Source organism: Finegoldia magna ATCC 29328, assembly GCF_000010185.1.
Classification (GTDB): domain Bacteria; phylum Bacillota; class Clostridia; order Tissierellales; family Peptoniphilaceae; genus Finegoldia; species Finegoldia magna_H.
This window is the reverse complement of record NC_010376.1, coordinates 817,477-835,227: the sequence shown is the minus strand read 5'-3', so window position 1 is coordinate 835,227 and position 17,751 is coordinate 817,477. Positions and strand designations below refer to the sequence as shown.

Sequence of the window (17,751 nt, the reverse complement as noted above, 5' to 3'; positions counted from 1 at the left end):
TAAATGAAAACTAAAAAAATTCCTTTAAGAAAATGTGTAGTTTGTGGCGAAAATAAGCCAAAGGAAGAACTAATCAGAGTTGTTTTTAATAAAGATGACGGAGTTTCCGTGGATCTGACAAATAAGAAAAATGGAAGAGGAGCTTATTTATGTAAGAATTTAAACTGTATAAATAAAGCTAAGAAAAACAGAAGACTAAGTCAAGTTTTAAAAACAGATGTGGACGCACTTATATATGAGGAGTTAAGTAACCATGTAGAAGATTAATCAAAAGGAGGTCTTTGTATGGAAAAAATTAGAGTATATGAATTGGCAAAACAATTGAACGTTTCAACAAAAGACTTAATGAGCAAATTAAAAGATAATAAAATCGAAGTTAAAAGTCATATGTCAACATTAGATAAAGACCAAATAGCAAAAGTTAAATCTTTTTATGAAAAGCAAAAAAAAGTTCAAACTAGTCAAAATAATAGTAAATCTAATGATGAAAATAAAAAAATTACTAATAAAAATACTGAAAAAACAACAGAAAAAATTTCAACAGTTGACTCAAATAAACAAAATAATTCTAACAAAAGATTTAAACCAAAGCACCCAAGAAACAATGACGAAGAGTCTGTTTCTCATTTCGACAAGATCAAGCATAAAAATAAGTCTGAAATGAATGAAAAACGCGATTTAAATGATAAGAAAAAGAATAAGAATTTTAAAAATACTAAAAATAAAAATTCAAACAATAATAAAAATAGCAAAAATAACAAGAATAATAAGAATAACGACCATAATAGAAAAGATGAAGCTATAAAACATGAGACAAAAGAACCTAAAAAATTTATTATTCAACCTACTATAACAGTAAAAGATTTATCTGAAAAAATAAGTGTATCTATTAGTGAGTTAATAATGAAACTAATGGAATTAGGCATTATGGCAAATCAAAATCAAGAAATTGATTTTGATACTGCAAGTTTAGTAGCAGGTGAGTTTGATGTTATCGTTGAACAAGATGAAGTCGAAGATTTCGATGATGATGATGTTTTTAATCTAGATTTTGAAGACAAGAAAGAAGATTTAAAGGAAAGACCACCTGTTATCACCGTAATGGGACACGTTGACCATGGTAAAACTTCTATACTTGATAGAATTAGAAATTCAAGAGTTGCTGGCAGAGAAGCCGGTGGAATTACGCAACATATAGGTGCATATACTATTAGAGTTAATGACAAGAAAATAGTATTTTTAGATACGCCTGGCCACGAAGCTTTCACGGCAATGAGAAGTAGAGGAGCTCAAGTAACAGACGTTTCAATATTAGTAGTTGCTGCAGATGACGGTGTAATGCCTCAAACAATCGAAGCCATCAATCACTCAAAGGCAGCTGGAGTTCCAATAATTGTAGCTATTAATAAAATAGATAAAGAAAACGCGAATATAGAGAGAGTAAAAACAGAATTAGCTGAAAATGGATTGGTTCCAGAAGACTGGGGTGGAGATACAGTTTTAGTTCCAGTTTCTGCTAGAACTGGTGAAGGTATTGACGATTTATTAGAAATGATTTTGATGGTTGCAGAAATGGAAGAACTAAAAGCTAATCCTAATAGACTTGCTGTAGGAACAGTAATAGAGGCTCAACTTGATAAAGGAAGAGGTCCAACTGCAACAATTTTAGTCCAAAAAGGTACTTTGAAACATTCTGATATGGTATTTAGTGGACAAGCTAGTGGTCGTATCAGAGCTATGTTTAATGATCAAGGTAAGCAAGTAAAAAAAGCTGGTCCATCTACTCCTGTTTTAATTTTAGGTTTAAACGAAGTTCCAGAAGCTGGCGACATGATATATGCTGTAAAAGATGAAAAAGAAGCCAGAAATTATGCACAAAAAATTAAAGATCATAACCGCGAAGAACAAATCAAATCTTCTTCAACAATGAACTTAGATGAATTATTCGGAAAAATCTCCGATGGAGAAACTAAAGATTTAAATATTATAATAAAAACTGATGTTAAAGGTACAATTGATGCCATAAAACAATCGTTAATAAAATTAAGTAACGAAGAAGTCAAGGTTAATATCATTCATGGTGCAGTAGGTGGTATAACTGAATCTGACGTTAACTTAGCATCTGCTTCAAGTGCTATAATCATTGGATTTAACGTAAGACCAACTCAAGTTGCAATGGATATGGCTAAAAATGAATCTATAGAAATAAGAACTTATAGAGTTATATATGATGCAATAGAAGATGTTAAGAATGCTATCACTGGTATGTTAAAACCTCAATATCAAGAAGAAGTTTTAGGTAGAGCCACTGTTAGAGATACTTTCAAAGTTCCTGGGGTAGGCACGGTTGCCGGTGTGTATGTTAATACTGGAAAGGTAACTAGAAATGCTACTGTTCGTCTTTTAAGAGATGAAATTTTAATTTTCGAAGGTCCGGTGTCTTCATTGAAGAGATATAAAGATGATGTTAAAGAATTAACTCAAGGTTATGAAGGCGGAATGGGCTTGGAAAATTATAATGATATTAAACCAGGAGATGTACTGGAAGCATATGTACTAAACGAGGTACAAAGATAGGAGAAATATGAATATTAAAAGAGTAAGAAGAATTTCATCAGAAATCAAAAAAGTTATTTCAAGTTCTATAATTAATTCACTAAAAGATCCTAGAATCGATAAACTAAATGTTTCGGTTACAGAAGTAAAAGTAACAAATGATTTGAGTTTTGCTACAGTATATATAGCTGTAATAGGCGATGATGAAAAGAAAAAACAAACTCTTGAAGGACTAAATAAAGCAAAAGGATTTTTAAAAAAACAAATTGGTGAAAATGTAGATTTGAGACATGTACCACAATTAATTTTTAAAATTGATGAAACAAGCGAACAAAGTATGCATATTGAAAACCTAATAAAATCAATTCATGAGGAAAACCATAATGAAAATTAAAGATGAAATCATGAAATTTAAAGAGCAATTGAATAAAGCAAATTCAATTGCTCTAATTTCACACTTAGATCCAGATGGAGATAATCTAGGTTCTTTAACAGGTTTATCGAAAAGTCTGCTAAATTTTGGTAAAGAAGTTTATCCTATTGAGTTCGATAAAATTCCTGAAAATTTAAAATTTCTTCCCAATTTGAATTTGCTATCAGATAATATAGATATTAATATTGATATGATAATTTGCCTAGATTGCGCTAACTATGAAAGATTAGGTAATATTGATAAATTATTTAATAAAGCCAAATACAGAATAAATATTGATCATCATCAAAGTAATGAATATTATGGTGATATCAATATAGTAAAAAAAGGATATAGTTCAACTTGTGAATTAGTATTTGATATAATAAACGAATTAAATCTACCTATTGATGAAGAAATATCTATGTCACTATTAACTGGTATCTCAACTGACACTGGAAGATTTTTATATTCTGCTACTACCGCTGAAACATTAGCTAAAGCTTCTAAGTTAGTTGAATATGGTGCAAATATGATGAAAATTAATGAATTAATTTATCAGTCAAAAAAATTTGAAGCACAACTCTTAGAAAATGAAATCTTATCTAAGACTGAAATCTATAATGATTGTGTTGCAATTGGGTTTGTAAATACATCTCAATTAAATAAGTATAATGTTGAAATTTCTGATATTGATAGTGTAATAAATACTTTCAGAGATACAGACAAAATTAAAATTTCTGTATTAATTAAGCAACAAACTGAAAAAGAATACAAAGTAAGTTTCAGGAGCAAGGGAAATATTGATGTTGGAGTAATTGCAAAAAATCTTGGCGGAGGCGGTCATAAAAATGCTGCAGCGACAAGAATTTTTGAAGATTTTGAAACAGTATTAAATAAAATTAAAGAAGAAATTGATATATATGGATTGTGTAATTAATGTTTTTAAGGAAAAAGGCTACACATCTCAAGATGTAGTTTCTATCTGCAAGGGAATATTAAAAACCAAAAAGATTGGACACGCTGGGACACTAGACCCTGATGCAACCGGTGTTTTGTTGCTAGGCGTTGGAAAAGGAACTAAAATAACAGAATATCTAATGGAACACGGAAAAACATATATATTTGAAATGTGTTTTGGAACAAGTACAGATACTCTTGATCTGTCTGGTAATGTCACAGGTTTTTCAGAAAAAACATACGATAAAGAAAAACTAAAGAAAATTCTAGACGATTTAAATGGTAAAACCATTGAACAAGTACCTCCAATGTATTCAGCAGTTAAAGTAAACGGAAAAAAACTTTACGAATATGCAAGAGAAAATAAGGAAATTAAGAGAAAATCAAGAAAAATCACCATCTTTAACATAGAACCTTTATATATTTTAGAAAATTCGTGTATAATTAAAGTTCGATGTTCCAAAGGGACTTACATTAGAGTTTTAATAGAAGATATTGCAAAAAAACTAGATAAATTGGCTTATATGAAATCTCTTATCAGAGTAAATTCTGGTGGTTTCGATATAAAAGATTCAGTAAAAATAGATTCACTTAGAAAATGTAACATTGAAGATGTATCATTTTCTGTTTACGAAAGTTTGACAGAAATGAAATCTATTGAACTCGATGAAAGTTTATATAAAAAAATTACCAATGGTGTTAAAATAAATATCGTTCACGATAACATTGATAATATCAAAGTAATTTGTAAAGATAGGTTTATTGGTATTGGTAGTATTGAAGATCATATTTTAAAAATGAATAAGGTATTTGATATATGCAAATAATTGATTTAGACAAAGATAACGTAAAAATTAATATAGATGCTATTACTCTGGGAAATTTTGATGGATTACATTTAGCACATCAAAAACTTATAAATAAATGTGTTAGTTTAGGTAAATCAGGGGTTATTATATTCAAGTCCCATACTTCAGAAGTTTTAGAAGATGACAAGTTTAAAAACATATTAACGATGGAAGATAAAATCTATCTAGTAAAAAGAATGAATGTAGACTATTGTTTAATCAAATCATTTGATAGAGATTTCTTATCCTTAAATCCTAAAGAGTTTTTAAATTATGTAAAAGAGCATACCAATTTCAAAAATTTAGTTGTTGGCAATGATTTTAAATTTGGTATTAATGCATCTGGTGATGTATCTACTTTGAAAAATTTTCAAGCAGTTTTTAATTATAAACTTTATATTATAGATGATCAATTTATTAATGGTGTACCTATTAGATCAACTACAATACGAAAATTTTTGATGAGTGGAGACGTTGAGGATGCTAATTCATTACTTTACAGACCCTTTAGCATTAAGGGGGTTGTTGTCGATGGGAAACATAGAGGAAGAAATTTAGGTTATCCTACTGCTAATTTGGAATGTAAACAATATATTATACCAGCAGCAGGAGTTTATTATACTAACGTTATTTATGATAACAAATTATACAAAGGCATAACTTCAGTAGGAGAAAACCTAACATACGATGAGCATGATGTCAAAATTGAAACTCATATATTAGATTTTAAAGGTGATTTGTATGGGAAAAATTTGACATTAGTATTTATAAATAAAATAAGAAACAATATTAAATTTAATTCTGAGATTGAACTTATCAATAAATTAAAAAGTGATTACAACTTTGCAAAAAATCAAGATTTGGATTTACAATTACAAGATTATATGATAATATAAATAAGTACTACTGTTACATTGATATTCGAAACCTCGACGATATCACTGTAATGGTGAATAATAAATTTTATGGAGGAAATTATGTACAACAAAGAAATTAAAGAAGAAATAATCAAAGAATACCAAACTAAAGAAGGAGATACTGGTTCTCCAGAAGTTCAAGTAGCTTTATTAACTTACAGAATAAACTACTTAACTGAACATTTAAAGTCTCATAAGAATGATCACCATTCAAGAAGAGGTCTTTTCAAAATGATCGGTAAAAGAAGAAATCTTCTTAACTATCTTAGCAATAAAGACATTGAAAGATACCGTGATTTAATTAAAAGATTAAACATTAGAAGATAATTGAAAGAGCGGGTTTTTCCGCTCTTTTTATTTATAAGGAGAATATATGATAAAAAAATACGAATATGATTTATGCGGTAAAAAAATAGAAGTTACGATTGGAAAAGTTGCCGAACAAGCAAACGGGGCGTGTTTGATTCAATCTGGTGAAACTGTACTTCTAGTTACTGCTGTAGGATCAAAAGAACCACGTGAGGGAGTTGATTTTTTCCCATTAACATGTGATTTTGAAGAAAAACTTTATTCTGTTGGAAAAATTCCAGGAGGGTTTATAAAACGTGAAGGTAGACCTAGTGAAAAAGCTACATTAACTGCTAGATTAATAGATAGACCTTTAAGACCATTATTCCCAGAAGGATATCATAACGATGTGCAAGTTATAGCTACTGCACTTTCTGTAGATCAAGATAATACTCCAGATATTTTAGCTATGATAGGTTCATCTATTGCATTGAGTATTTCAGACATTCCTTTCTTAGGACCTACTGGTTCTGTAGCTGTAGGAATGATCGATGGCGAATTTATTATAAATCCTACAAAAGAACAAAGAGAAAAGTCAGATCTTGAATTGACTGTTGCTGGTACAAAAGATGCTATTATGATGGTTGAAGCTGGCTGCAATAATATTACAGAACAACAAGTATTGAAGGCTATACTTAGAGCGCATGAAGAAATCAAAAAAATATGCGAATTCATTGAATCAATTCAAAAAGAATGTGGAAAGCCAAAGCAAGAATTCATTCAACCTGAAAAAAATATTGAATTAGATGAAGAAGTTAAATCATTTTGCATTGAAGATTTAAAGAAAATTACAGTTAATGAAGATAAATTAGATAGAGAAGATCACATTAATACTCTTAAAAGAAGTGTAGTAGATTATTTTGTTGAAAAATATGATGAAAGTATAGCTTCAAAAGTTTCTACTATATATGATGATTTAGAAAAATCAGAAGTGAGACGATTAATATTAGAAGATTATATCAGACCTGATAATAGAAAACTTGATCAAATTAGAGAAATAACTTGTGATGTAGATATATTGCCTAGACCACATGGTTCAGGTTTGTTTAAAAGAGGTCAAACTCAAGTTTTATCTGTTACAACTTTGGGAACTCCATCTGATGCACAAGTGCTAGATGGATTAATTGAGCAAGAAGATAAAAGATATATGCATCAATATAATTTCCCACCTTACTCTGTAGGTGATGCTAGACCTTTAAGAAGTCCTGGAAGACGCGAAATTGGGCACGGAGCTTTAGCTGAAAGAGCTCTTTTACCAGTAATTCCATCAGAAGAAGAATTCCCTTACACAATAAGAGTAGTTTCTGAAGTTTTAAGTTCTAACGGTTCTAGTTCTCAAGCATCTGTTTGTGGATCAACATTAAGTTTACTAGATGCCGGTGTTCCAATCAAAGAACCTGTTGCGGGTATTGCTATGGGATTAATTAAAGAAGATGATAACGTAGTAATTCTTTCTGATATTCAAGGTTTAGAAGATCATTTGGGAGATATGGATTTTAAAGTTGCAGGTACAAAAGATGGAATAACTGCATTACAAATGGATATTAAGATTACCGGAATTTCTGAAGAAATATTAACTGAAGCACTAGAAAGAGCTAGAGTTGGTAGACTTCATATTTTATCATTAATGAACGAGTGTATAAGTGAACCTAATAAAGAAATTTCAAAGTACGCTCCTAGAATTATGGTAATTAATATAGCTCCTGAAAAAGTAAGAGAAGTTATCGGACCAGGCGGAAAAGTAATCAACAAAATTATTGATGAGACCGGTGTTAAAATAGATACTGAAGATGACGGTAAAATTACAGTAGCTGGTGAAAATACCGAAAGCGCACAAAGAGCTATAGATATGATTAAAGAAATAGTTAGAGAACCTGAAATTGGTGAAAAATATTTAGGAAGAGTTACTAAGATTATGAATTTTGGTGCTTTTGTTGAAATATTACCTGGAAAAGAAGGTCTTCTTCATATATCTAATATAGCACACGAAAGAACTAATAAAGTTGAAGATGTTTTAAAAGAAAACGATGAAATTATGGTAAAACTTATGGATATAGATGATCAAGGTAAGATGACATTATCCAGAAAAGCTCTTTTACCAAAACCGGAAAGAAAAGAAAAAAAGAATTTTGATAAAAAATCTGAAGATCAAAACTCAGAAGATAAATAATTAATAGTTGAGTAATTATATTACTCAACTATATTTTTGAAAGGGGACATTATGAAAGTTAAAATAATTAATAAATCTAATAACCCTCTACCAAAATATTCAACAATTGGGTCTAGTGGTATGGATTTGAGAGCTTATACAGAAAATGATATTACTTTAAAACCACTTGAAAGAACACTAATACCTACCGGAATTTATATTTCCATTCCAGAAGGTTATGAAATTCAAATCAGACCAAGAAGTGGTTTAAGTATTAAGCATGGAATAACTCTGATAAATTGTGTAGGCACAATAGACAGTGATTATAGAGGAGAAATAAAAATCCCTGTAGTAAATTTGTCGAATGAAGAATATACAATTTCCACTGGGGATAGAATTTGTCAAATGATACTTCAAAAATACGAAAATATTGAATTTGCGGAAGTTGAAGTATTAGATGAAACAGATAGAAATGATGGCGGATTTGGCCATACAGGCTACTAATTATGGCTAGAAATACTAAATCACCAAATAAAACTCAAGCAAAATCCAAAAGCAAAAAAAACTCCAATTCTTCTACAAAATTAATAATTATATTAGTGTTAATCATTTCACTAATATTTATGGCTAGTAGTAGAGTTGGAGTCTTAGGAATAATTGTAAAAAACATTTATTTTAATACTTTTGGACTATTTTCATACGTTTTTATATCACTTGGTATACTTTTTACAATATCTACAATATCTGGGATAAAAAATGGGGATAAAATAAAAAAAATTACTTTTATATTGGCTGTTTCATCAATTTTCATAATGAGTCTTATTAATTTATCAAATTATCCAAACCTTAATATTAATCAAAGGATTGATTTAAATTTAACGTTGGCAAATAACTACAGTGGTATTGGAGTAATTGGAGCTATCATTGCATCATTATTAAACATAGCTATAGGGTACATCGGTTTATATGTTGCACTTGTGCTTTGTTTTTTATTTTTAATAGCGGTAATAATGAATTTAACCTTAAAAGAATTATTTCAAAAATTCTTCGCTTTTGTTAAAAAATCCATTTTAGATATAATAAATAAAATGGATCAGTCCAAGAGAAATAATAACATCAAAAAATCACGCGTAACTAAGCAAAACAAAATTACAAAAGAAATAAATCCTAAAAGTCCTATTAAAGAAAAGTCTAACTTTAAGAAAACTATAGATTTTGAATCTCCAAAACCTAAATTAAATGATTATAAATCTAATGAAAAAGATTCTGGAGAACAATTATCTGTTATAGATTTTGGCGAATTATCCGGTCAAAGTAATTATACTTTTCCCCCATTAGAACTTTTAAAAAATGCTGAATACTTTGAGGATAATGATGATTCAGTATTAGAAAAAGCGAAAATGATTGAAGACACACTAAAAAACTTTTCAATAGATGCAACTGTTGTTCAAATTGATAGGGGTCCTACTGTTACTTGCTATGAATTAGAACCTAAACCAGGAGTAAAAGTTTCAAGGATAGTTAATCTTGCGGATGATTTATCACTTTCACTCGCAACAAGCGGAATCAGAATACAAGCTCCAATTCCTGGTAAATCCGTAGTAGGTATTGAAGTGGAGAATGACGTCAAAAACTCTGTAATGTTAAAAGAGATTCTAATGTCTGATAATTTTGTAAAAGAAAAATCATTGATGCCAATAGCTTTAGGGAAAGATATCTCAGGAAAATGTATTGTAACCTCTGTAGATAAAATGCCACATTTACTTATTGCAGGAGCTACAGGTAGTGGTAAATCTGTTTGCATCAATACAATAATAATGAGTATTTTGTTTAAGTCAAATCCAAATGACGTAAAACTTATATTGATTGATCCTAAGGTTGTGGAATTAAGCATTTACAATAATATTCCTCATCTAGCTATTCCGGTTGTTACTGATCCTAAAAAGGCAAGTGCTGCTTTGAATTGGGCTGTTAGAGAAATGGAAAGAAGATACCAAATATTTTCAGAAAATCACGTTCGAGATATCAAAGCTTATAATAAGAAGAATAAGAATGATGAACTTGAAAAGCTACCATATATCGTCATTATAATAGACGAATTAAGTGATTTAATGATGGTTTCAGCAAATGATGTTGAAGATGCTATTTGCAGACTAGCTCAAATGGCAAGAGCTTGTGGTATTCATCTGATAATTGCAACTCAAAGACCAACCGTGGATGTAATTACAGGCACAATAAAGGCAAATGTACCATCAAGAATTTCTTTTGCTGTTAGTAGCCAAATTGATTCTAGAACTATTTTAGATCAATCTGGTGCAGAAAAACTTATCGGAAGAGGCGATATGTTGTTCTTCCCTTCGTCAATGTCAAAACCAAGCAGAGTTCAAGGAGCTTTTATTTCTGATGAAGAAGTCGATAATGTGGTTAAATTTTTAATAAATAAGAACGAAACCAATTACAAAGAAGAGATTATAGAAGATATTGATAAATCAGAAACAATAGATATTGATGATGACGATACAGACATTTTATTTACAGATGCAGTAGAAATTATTTTAAATGAAGAATCTGCTTCAATTTCTCTATTACAACGAAAATTAAAAATAGGGTATGCCAGAGCAGGTAGAATCATAGATCAAATGGAAGAAAAAGGTATTGTTGGCCCTAGTGAAGGAAGCAAGCCTAGAAAAATTTTAATACCAAAAGATTATTTAGAAAGACGTGATTAATATGAATATTGCAAATAAATTCACAACATTAAGAGTAATTCTTATACCATTTTTTGTAGCATCATTACTTGTATTTAAGACAGACAATTATATACCTGCGTTAATTTTTGTAATCTCTGCAATAACAGATTTTATTGATGGTCAGCTAGCAAGAAGAAAAAATTTAGTTACTACATTTGGGAAGTTTATGGATCCATTGGCTGATAAAATGTTGAGCTGTAGCGCATTGATTGTTCTAGTACAACTAGGAAAAGTTCCTGCATGGAGTGTTGTTATTGTAGTATTAAGGGAACTTACTATAAGCGGATTTAGAATATTAGCCGCATCTAACGGTGTTACATTAGCTGCAAGTTATTGGGGAAAATCTAAAACTATGACACAGTTTATTGCTATAGTTTTGATTTTAATTAATACAAGTAATAAATTAGGATTTGCTCTAGATATGTACCTATATTATATTTCAATCATATTAACTGTAATCAGCTTGTGTGATTATATTTTTAAAAATGTTAATGTTTTAGATTTAAAAAATATATAAATATTTTCTAATTTGTGGTATAATAAATACAAGAACTTATGTTCTGTTTAAAATTTTTAGGAGGTAGTCATGGACTTTTCTAATGGTACAGAAAAGGATCAAGCTTTGAGAGAAGCATTTGCAAGTATTGAAAAACAATTTGGAAAAGGCTCTATTATGAAACTCGGAGATCATGTTCAAAAAGATATCGAGGCTATTCCTACTGGAGCTATAAACTTGGATGTTGCTTTAGGAATAGGGGGACTTCCAAGAGGTAGAGTAATTGAAATATATGGACCTGAATCTTCTGGTAAAACAACTTTAGCGCTACATGTAGTCGCTGAAGCTCAAAAGATGGGTGGTACAGCAGCATTTATAGATGCTGAACATGCATTAGATGCAATTTATGCTAAAAACCTAGGTGTAGATACTGATAATCTTATCATTTCACAACCAGATACAGGTGAACAAGCTTTAGGAATATGTGATTCTCTTGTAAGAAGTTCTGCAGTAGATATTATAATCATTGACTCTGTTGCTGCATTAGTTCCAAGAGCTGAAATAGAAGGTAACATGGGAGATAGCCATGTTGGTTTGCAAGCAAGACTAATGTCTCAAGCTTTACGTAAATTAACAGGTGTTATTTCGAAAAGTAATTGTACCGTTATATTTATAAACCAACTTAGAGAAAAAGTTGGAATAATGTTTGGTAATCCTGAAGTTACTACAGGTGGTAGAGCATTAAAATTCTATTCTTCAGTTAGAATTGAAATTAGAAGAGGAGAAGCTATTAGAAAAGGTGACGATATAGTTGGAAATCGTACTAAAGTAAAAATCGTCAAAAACAAAGTTGCACCTCCTTTTAAACAAGTAGAATTTGACATAATGTACGGTGAAGGAATTTCCAAAATTGGTACAATTTTAGATTTAGCTACCGACTGTAAAGTAATAAAAAAAGCTGGTGCTTGGTATAGCTATGAAGAAGAAAAATTAGGTCAAGGCCGCGAAAACTCTAAGGTATTTTTAGAAGAAAATCCTAAAATACTCGAAGAAATAATCGATAAAACTTACGAATTTTACGGATTAAAATCAAAAGATTCTTCAGATGATACTGAAACAGAAATAATTGATCAAATTGATGATGAATTAAAAAATGAAATAAGCGAGGATGAATAAGACTAGGGCAAGTAATACTTGCCCATTATTTCTATTATGAAGATATTATTTTTTACTGATACACATATAAAATCCAAAAATCCAAGAGCTAGAATTGATGATTACGAAGATTCTATCTATAAAAAAATTGAAGAAATTAGAGAAATATCAATTAATGAAAATGTTGATGTTATACTTCACGGTGGAGATTTGTTTGATAAAGCTGATGTCGGAATCAAAACAGCATCAAGATTCGGAAAATTGTTTCAAAGATTCCCTAAGAAAATTTTTATAATTAGCGGAAATCATGATATATATGGTTATAATCCAAACTCCATAGATAGAGCTATGATGGGGCTTTTTAATTCGTTAGATGTACTAGAGCTAATCGAAGAAGGTAAGCCTGTAATTATTGAAAAAGATGGTTTAAGAGTTCAAATATCTGGACAACCATATACGCACGATATTGATTCATCAGATAAATCACATTATTATCCGAAAAGATTGGATGATGTAGACTATCACATACTAATGATTCACAGCTTTTTATTATATAAGAAATTTATTGAACAAATTGAGTATACTTTAATTGATCAGATTATGGATACAGATTGTGATATAGTTTTAAGCGGCCATTATCATACTGGATTTAAAACTGTTAAAGTTAACGAAAAATATTTTTCTAATCCTGGAAGCATCGCAAGAATGACTAATACGGAATCAGAAAGAAAGAGAATCCCAAAAGTTTTATTAATTGAACTCACAAAAGAAGAAATCAATATTAGTGATATTTATTTAAAGAGTGCTAAAAAAAGTGAAGAAATTTTTTCCGAAAAACAAGTAAATCCTTATTCAATAAAAAGCAAAAGTTTGCTAGACATAAAAGAAAAACTATCAAAATTATCAAGTAATCCAATTATAGATATTAATAATAATTTGAAAAATATAGGAAAAGAAATGAAAATCGATGAAGATATTATCAATGAAGCAATAAGGAGAATAGAATAATGTATATTACAGATATATATTTAACTAATTTTCAATCTTACGAACAAGGCCATTTTGAACTTTCAGAAAAAGTTAATTTAATCACAGGAGCTTCTGATAGTGGTAAAACTGCCTTAATTAGAGCACTATCATGGGTTTTATTCAACGATTATACAACTGATTTATTAATAAGAAATGGATATAATAATGTTGAAGTCAAAATTGTATTTAACAACGGTAATTTTATTCTGAGAGGAAGAAAAGGCAATACTAATTATTATCATATAAAAAATAATGCAGATAATGAAGATATTAAGGAGTACGTGAATTTTGGTAGAGAAATACCAACAGAAATTCAAAATGATTTTCTTTTCAAAAAAGTCAATCTACTAAACGAACAATACAATATATTGATCGCATCACAATTGGAAAATTCATTTCTACTTTCAGAAACTGATTCTACAAAAGCCAATGCCATAGGTAAGTTGGTAAATGTTGATATATTAGACAATGCATCAAGAAATGTTTCCAGAGAAATAAAAACTACTAAAAATGAATTAAACTTTAAAAAAAGTTTTATTAAAGAAAAAGAAAAATCTTTAAATAATTATAATCATTTAAATGAAGATAAAATTAAAATCGACAAGTTAAAAAGTTTATATAATAATTTAGAAATTAATTCTAAAAATCTAAATTTATTGAAAACATTATCAGATCAAGTTTCTGAATTAGACTCTAGAATTAAAAATGGATATAAATACTTAGATAACTACAAAGGATTAGACCTTTGTTTCAAAACTTTGCATAATACTCAAAATAATATTTTATTTTTATCAAAGCTTACTGAAATAAATGATAATTATCAACAAATATTAAAAGGAATTGAATTTAATAATATTAGCTTAAAGAATTTAAAAAATACTGATTTAATATCGGAAATTATTGACAACATTGATAAAAATCTGACTTTAGTGAGGTTTATGAACCCATTATATAATAGAATAACTTACGTGAATAATAGTTATTACAATTTTAAAATTAAATTAGATAAATTAAAAACCGTTGCTATATCAGATGAAATTTTATTTAATACTCAAAAGTATATTCAAGCGTTAACCAATTTATCAAATTTAAATAAAAATTATTATGAAATAAATCAAGAGATACTTAATAACAAAAAAATATTAAATCATCTTTATATATCTAAAATATCAAAAATAACAGATAGAATTGAGGAAAATAAACAAAAGTATATTCAGCTAAACAATCTTAACATTTCATATCAAAATGTAAATAGGTTGATTTCCGACAAAAATTTTAACTTAAATAAACTGAAGTCTATAAATTGTTTGCCGAACATGATATTTAATATTAATAAGTCATATGAATTGCTAACAAAACTTGAAATTATAAAGAATACGTTGGATAAACAACAAGAGATTAGTCAACAGAAATCCAGAGAATTGAATCAAAGTAATATATTAATAGATGAGTTAATAAAGGAATACAAGGATAATTTATATAAAGAAAAAACATGTCCATTTTGTCTAAGCGAGATAGATGATAACCATGTAGATCAAATAATAAAGGAGTTGAGAAAATAATGAATATTAATGAACGTTTTAATAGTATAAAAGAAAGACTTGATAAAGCTAAAGAAGATAAAAATCGTGCCGAAATTGCGTTAGAAAATTTAGAGAAGCAAAAAGAAGATATACTTAATCAGTTGAAAGAATTAAAAATAGATCCAGAAAATTTAGAATCAGAGATTATAAAATTAAAAAATCAAATTGAGCAAGACCTACAAAAAGCAGAGGAGCTTCTTCCTGATGCAAAAAATTGATTTAATTGATATGCAATCCAAAATAACTTCAATGGAAATTAATTATAGAAGTGAATTAGCAGTAAAGAAATCAATAGAAAAAGAAATTGAATCTACTAAAGAAAGTATTGATGCACTTGAAAAACAAATCGAAAAACTCGAAATTATAAAGATGCTTTATGATAAGACTTCAGAATATTCAAGAGAACAAGCCAAAATTCAAATAGAAAACCTTGTTAGTAGATGTTTAAGTTATATTTTTGAAAAAGAAATGAATTTTAAAATAGAGATTAAAATTAAAAATAACAATCCATCAGCAAAATTCTTCATAGAAGAAGAACTTGATATCGATGGAGAGATTAAATCTTTCACTTACGATATAGTTGATGCTAGGGGTGGTGGGGTAGTAGACATTGTATCTCTAGCTCTAAGAATTTCCTTTATAATGCTGTATGAAAATAGTTTAGCTAATATTATTGTTCTTGATGAGCCTTGTAAGCATGTTAGTGAAGACTATATACACAATGTAGCAAATTTTATTAACGAAATAAGCGAAGAATATAATAAACAAATCATAATGATTTCTCATAATGCACATTTATCGGCAATAGGAGATATTAACTACAGAATTACTAATAGAAATAACACTTCTGAAATAAATGTTATATAATTTTCTATTATATATCTAAATATTGACAATCAACTGTATTTGTACTACACTTAAAGAGTAAATTTATCCAAAAGATTTATTTAATGAATATTGAAAATTGAATAAAGGGGGTGTATTTATGAGCACCACAACGTCTTTAATAATTGCTATTCTTGCTGGAATTTTAGGTATTGTAATAGGTTTCTTTTTTAGAAAAAGCTTAGCTGAGAAAAAAATCAGAAGCGCTGAGGATTATGCTGTTAAAATAATTGAAGATGCAAACAAAGATGCTGAAACTAAAAAGAAAGAATTATTAGTAGAAGCAAAAGATGAAATCTTTAAGATGAAAAGTGATTTGGATCGTGAAAATAAATCTCGATTAAAAGAAATCAGTCGTCAAGAAGATAGACTTAATTCTAAAGAAGAGAATTTAGAAAGAAAAAATGCATCATTAGAAAAGAAACATAAAAAGCTAGATTCTGAATTGAAGAAAGCTGACGATATGCAACTTAAAATCCAATCTTTGATAGATGAAAAAGAATTAGAATTGGAAAAAGTTGCTGGATTAACAAGTGACGAAGCTAAAAACATCGTTCTTGAAAGAGTTAAAACTGAAACAATACGTGAGCAAGCTGCTATTATTAAAGAAATCGAATCCAAAACTAAGGAAGAATCTGAAAAATTTGCAAGAGAAATCATTAGTACATCAATTCAAAGGTATGCTGCAGATCAAGTTGCAGAATCTACCGTATCAGTCGTTAATTTACCTAATGACGACATGAAAGGCAGAATAATTGGTCGTGAAGGAAGAAACATAAGAGCTTTTGAAACTTTAACAGGCGTAGATTTGATTATTGATGATACTCCAGAAGCTGTTGTATTATCAGCTTTTGATCCTGTAAGACGTGAAATCGCAAGAATTGCTTTGGAAAAACTTATAGTTGATGGAAGAATCCATCCTACTAGAATTGAAGAAATGGTTGAAAAAGCCAGAAAAGATGTAGATAATACTATAAGAGAAAAAGGTGAAGAAGCTTGTGATGAAACAAATGTACACGGTTTACATCCAGAATTGATTAAAATTCTCGGTAAACTACATTACAGAACAAGTTATGGTCAAAATGTTCTTAAACATTCTATTGAAGTTTCCAATATCGCTGGAATGCTTGCAAGTGAATTAGGAGTAAATGTGAAATTAGCTAAAAGAGGTGGACTACTACACGATTTAGGAAAAGCAATTGACCACGAAATCGAGGGACCTCACGTTGAACTAGGCGTTAACGCTGCTAAAAGATTTAAAGAGCCAAAAGATGTTATCAATTGTATTGAAGCTCATCACGGTGATGTTGAACCAACATGTATTGAATCTATATTAGTACAATCTGCTGATGCAATATCCGCAGCAAGACCTGGAGCTAGACGTGAATCTATGGAAAACTATATCCAAAGATTAGAAAATCTAGAGCAAATAGCTAATTCATTTGATGGTATTGAAAGTTCTTATGCTATACAAGCTGGTAGAGAAATTAGAATCATGGTAAAACCTGATGTTATTGATGAAAGCTCTATGGTTATATTAGCAAAAGATGTAGCTCATAAAATTGAAAGTGAATTAGAATATCCTGGACAAATTAAAGTAAATGTCATAAGAGAAAATAGGGTATCTGATTACGCAAAATAAGAATTAACTTAGAAGGTCAAC

Annotated in this window: 17 protein-coding genes and 1 pseudogene; all 18 read left to right on the top strand. The window is 29.2% G+C overall.

All coding sequences use genetic code 11. The features are described from left to right. Positions 1-3 precede the first annotated feature (3 nt). The 18 genes and pseudogenes from rnpM (at position 4) to rny (ending at position 17,730) form a co-directional block, all read left to right on the top strand. Entirely contained in the window at positions 4-267 is a 264-nt protein-coding gene (gene rnpM / locus FMG_RS04145; RefSeq protein WP_002838279.1) for an RNase P modulator RnpM, read from the top strand. Between the two features lie 18 nt (positions 268-285). Continuing rightward, positions 286-414 (top strand): annotated as a pseudogene (locus tag FMG_RS09955) (translation initiation factor IF-2 N-terminal domain-containing protein); the annotation flags it as partial. Then, entirely contained in the window at positions 388-2,577 is a 2,190-nt protein-coding gene (gene infB, locus FMG_RS04140; protein WP_410402969.1) for a translation initiation factor IF-2, read from the top strand. The pseudogene FMG_RS09955 and the gene infB, both read left to right, overlap by 27 nt. A gap of 7 nt (positions 2,578-2,584) precedes the next feature. Next, a complete protein-coding gene (gene rbfA, locus FMG_RS04135) occupies positions 2,585-2,950 on the top strand; it encodes a 30S ribosome-binding factor RbfA (RefSeq protein ID WP_002838269.1) in 366 nt (121 codons plus the stop codon). Continuing rightward, positions 2,940-3,908, top strand: a complete 969-nt coding sequence (locus FMG_RS04130; protein WP_012290615.1) for a DHH family phosphoesterase — start codon at positions 2,940-2,942, stop codon at positions 3,906-3,908. The genes rbfA and FMG_RS04130 overlap by 11 nt, the downstream gene beginning before the upstream one ends. Beyond that, positions 3,892-4,755 (top strand): tRNA pseudouridine(55) synthase TruB, encoded by an 864-nt coding sequence (gene truB, locus FMG_RS04125; RefSeq protein WP_012290614.1) that lies wholly within the window; start codon positions 3,892-3,894, stop codon positions 4,753-4,755. Before FMG_RS04130 ends, truB begins: the two co-directional genes overlap by 17 nt. Next, positions 4,746-5,672 (top strand): bifunctional riboflavin kinase/FAD synthetase, encoded by a 927-nt coding sequence (locus FMG_RS04120; RefSeq protein ID WP_012290613.1) that lies wholly within the window; start codon positions 4,746-4,748, stop codon positions 5,670-5,672. The genes truB and FMG_RS04120 overlap by 10 nt, the downstream gene beginning before the upstream one ends. Positions 5,673-5,753: 81 nt before the next feature. Then, positions 5,754-6,020 carry a 30S ribosomal protein S15 gene (gene rpsO / locus FMG_RS04115; RefSeq protein ID WP_002838220.1) on the top strand — a complete coding sequence of 89 codons (267 nt, stop codon included), beginning with the start codon at positions 5,754-5,756 and terminating at the stop codon, positions 6,018-6,020. Positions 6,021-6,066: 46 nt separating this feature from the next. Beyond that, complete coding sequence (locus FMG_RS04110) at positions 6,067-8,211, top strand: polyribonucleotide nucleotidyltransferase (RefSeq protein ID WP_012290612.1); 2,145 nt, start codon at positions 6,067-6,069, stop codon at positions 8,209-8,211. A 51-nt stretch (positions 8,212-8,262) separates the two neighbouring features. Next, on the top strand, positions 8,263-8,694 hold the full coding sequence (dut, locus tag FMG_RS04105; RefSeq protein ID WP_012290611.1) for a dUTP diphosphatase: 432 nt from the start codon (positions 8,263-8,265) through the stop codon (positions 8,692-8,694). A gap of 2 nt (positions 8,695-8,696) precedes the next feature. Continuing rightward, the gene (locus FMG_RS04100; protein WP_012290610.1) at positions 8,697-10,919 is read left to right on the top strand and encodes a DNA translocase FtsK; all 2,223 of its coding nucleotides are present in this window, start codon (positions 8,697-8,699) and stop codon (positions 10,917-10,919) included. A gap of 1 nt (position 10,920) precedes the next feature. Next, positions 10,921-11,457 carry a CDP-diacylglycerol--glycerol-3-phosphate 3-phosphatidyltransferase gene (gene pgsA, locus FMG_RS04095; protein WP_002838234.1) on the top strand — a complete coding sequence of 179 codons (537 nt, stop codon included), beginning with the start codon at positions 10,921-10,923 and terminating at the stop codon, positions 11,455-11,457. A 69-nt stretch (positions 11,458-11,526) separates the two neighbouring features. Continuing rightward, positions 11,527-12,612 carry a recombinase RecA gene (gene recA, locus FMG_RS04090; RefSeq protein WP_012290609.1) on the top strand — a complete coding sequence of 362 codons (1,086 nt, stop codon included), beginning with the start codon at positions 11,527-11,529 and terminating at the stop codon, positions 12,610-12,612. A 36-nt stretch (positions 12,613-12,648) separates the two neighbouring features. After that, complete coding sequence (locus FMG_RS04085; RefSeq protein WP_041250647.1) at positions 12,649-13,599, top strand: metallophosphoesterase family protein; 951 nt, start codon at positions 12,649-12,651, stop codon at positions 13,597-13,599. After that, entirely contained in the window at positions 13,599-15,182 is a 1,584-nt protein-coding gene (locus FMG_RS04080; RefSeq protein ID WP_012290607.1) for an AAA family ATPase, read from the top strand. Before FMG_RS04085 ends, FMG_RS04080 begins: the two co-directional genes overlap by 1 nt. Beyond that, positions 15,182-15,421: a hypothetical protein gene (locus FMG_RS04075; RefSeq protein ID WP_012290606.1), complete on the top strand. Its 240-nt coding sequence runs from the start codon at positions 15,182-15,184 to the stop codon at positions 15,419-15,421. The genes FMG_RS04080 and FMG_RS04075 overlap by 1 nt, the downstream gene beginning before the upstream one ends. A 10-nt stretch (positions 15,422-15,431) precedes the next feature. Next, a complete protein-coding gene (locus FMG_RS04070; RefSeq protein WP_231840049.1) occupies positions 15,432-16,070 on the top strand; it encodes a chromosome partitioning protein ParA in 639 nt (212 codons plus the stop codon). A 118-nt stretch (positions 16,071-16,188) separates the two neighbouring features. After that, a complete protein-coding gene (gene rny, locus FMG_RS04065) occupies positions 16,189-17,730 on the top strand; it encodes a ribonuclease Y (RefSeq protein ID WP_012290605.1) in 1,542 nt (513 codons plus the stop codon). Positions 17,731-17,751 lie beyond the last annotated feature (21 nt).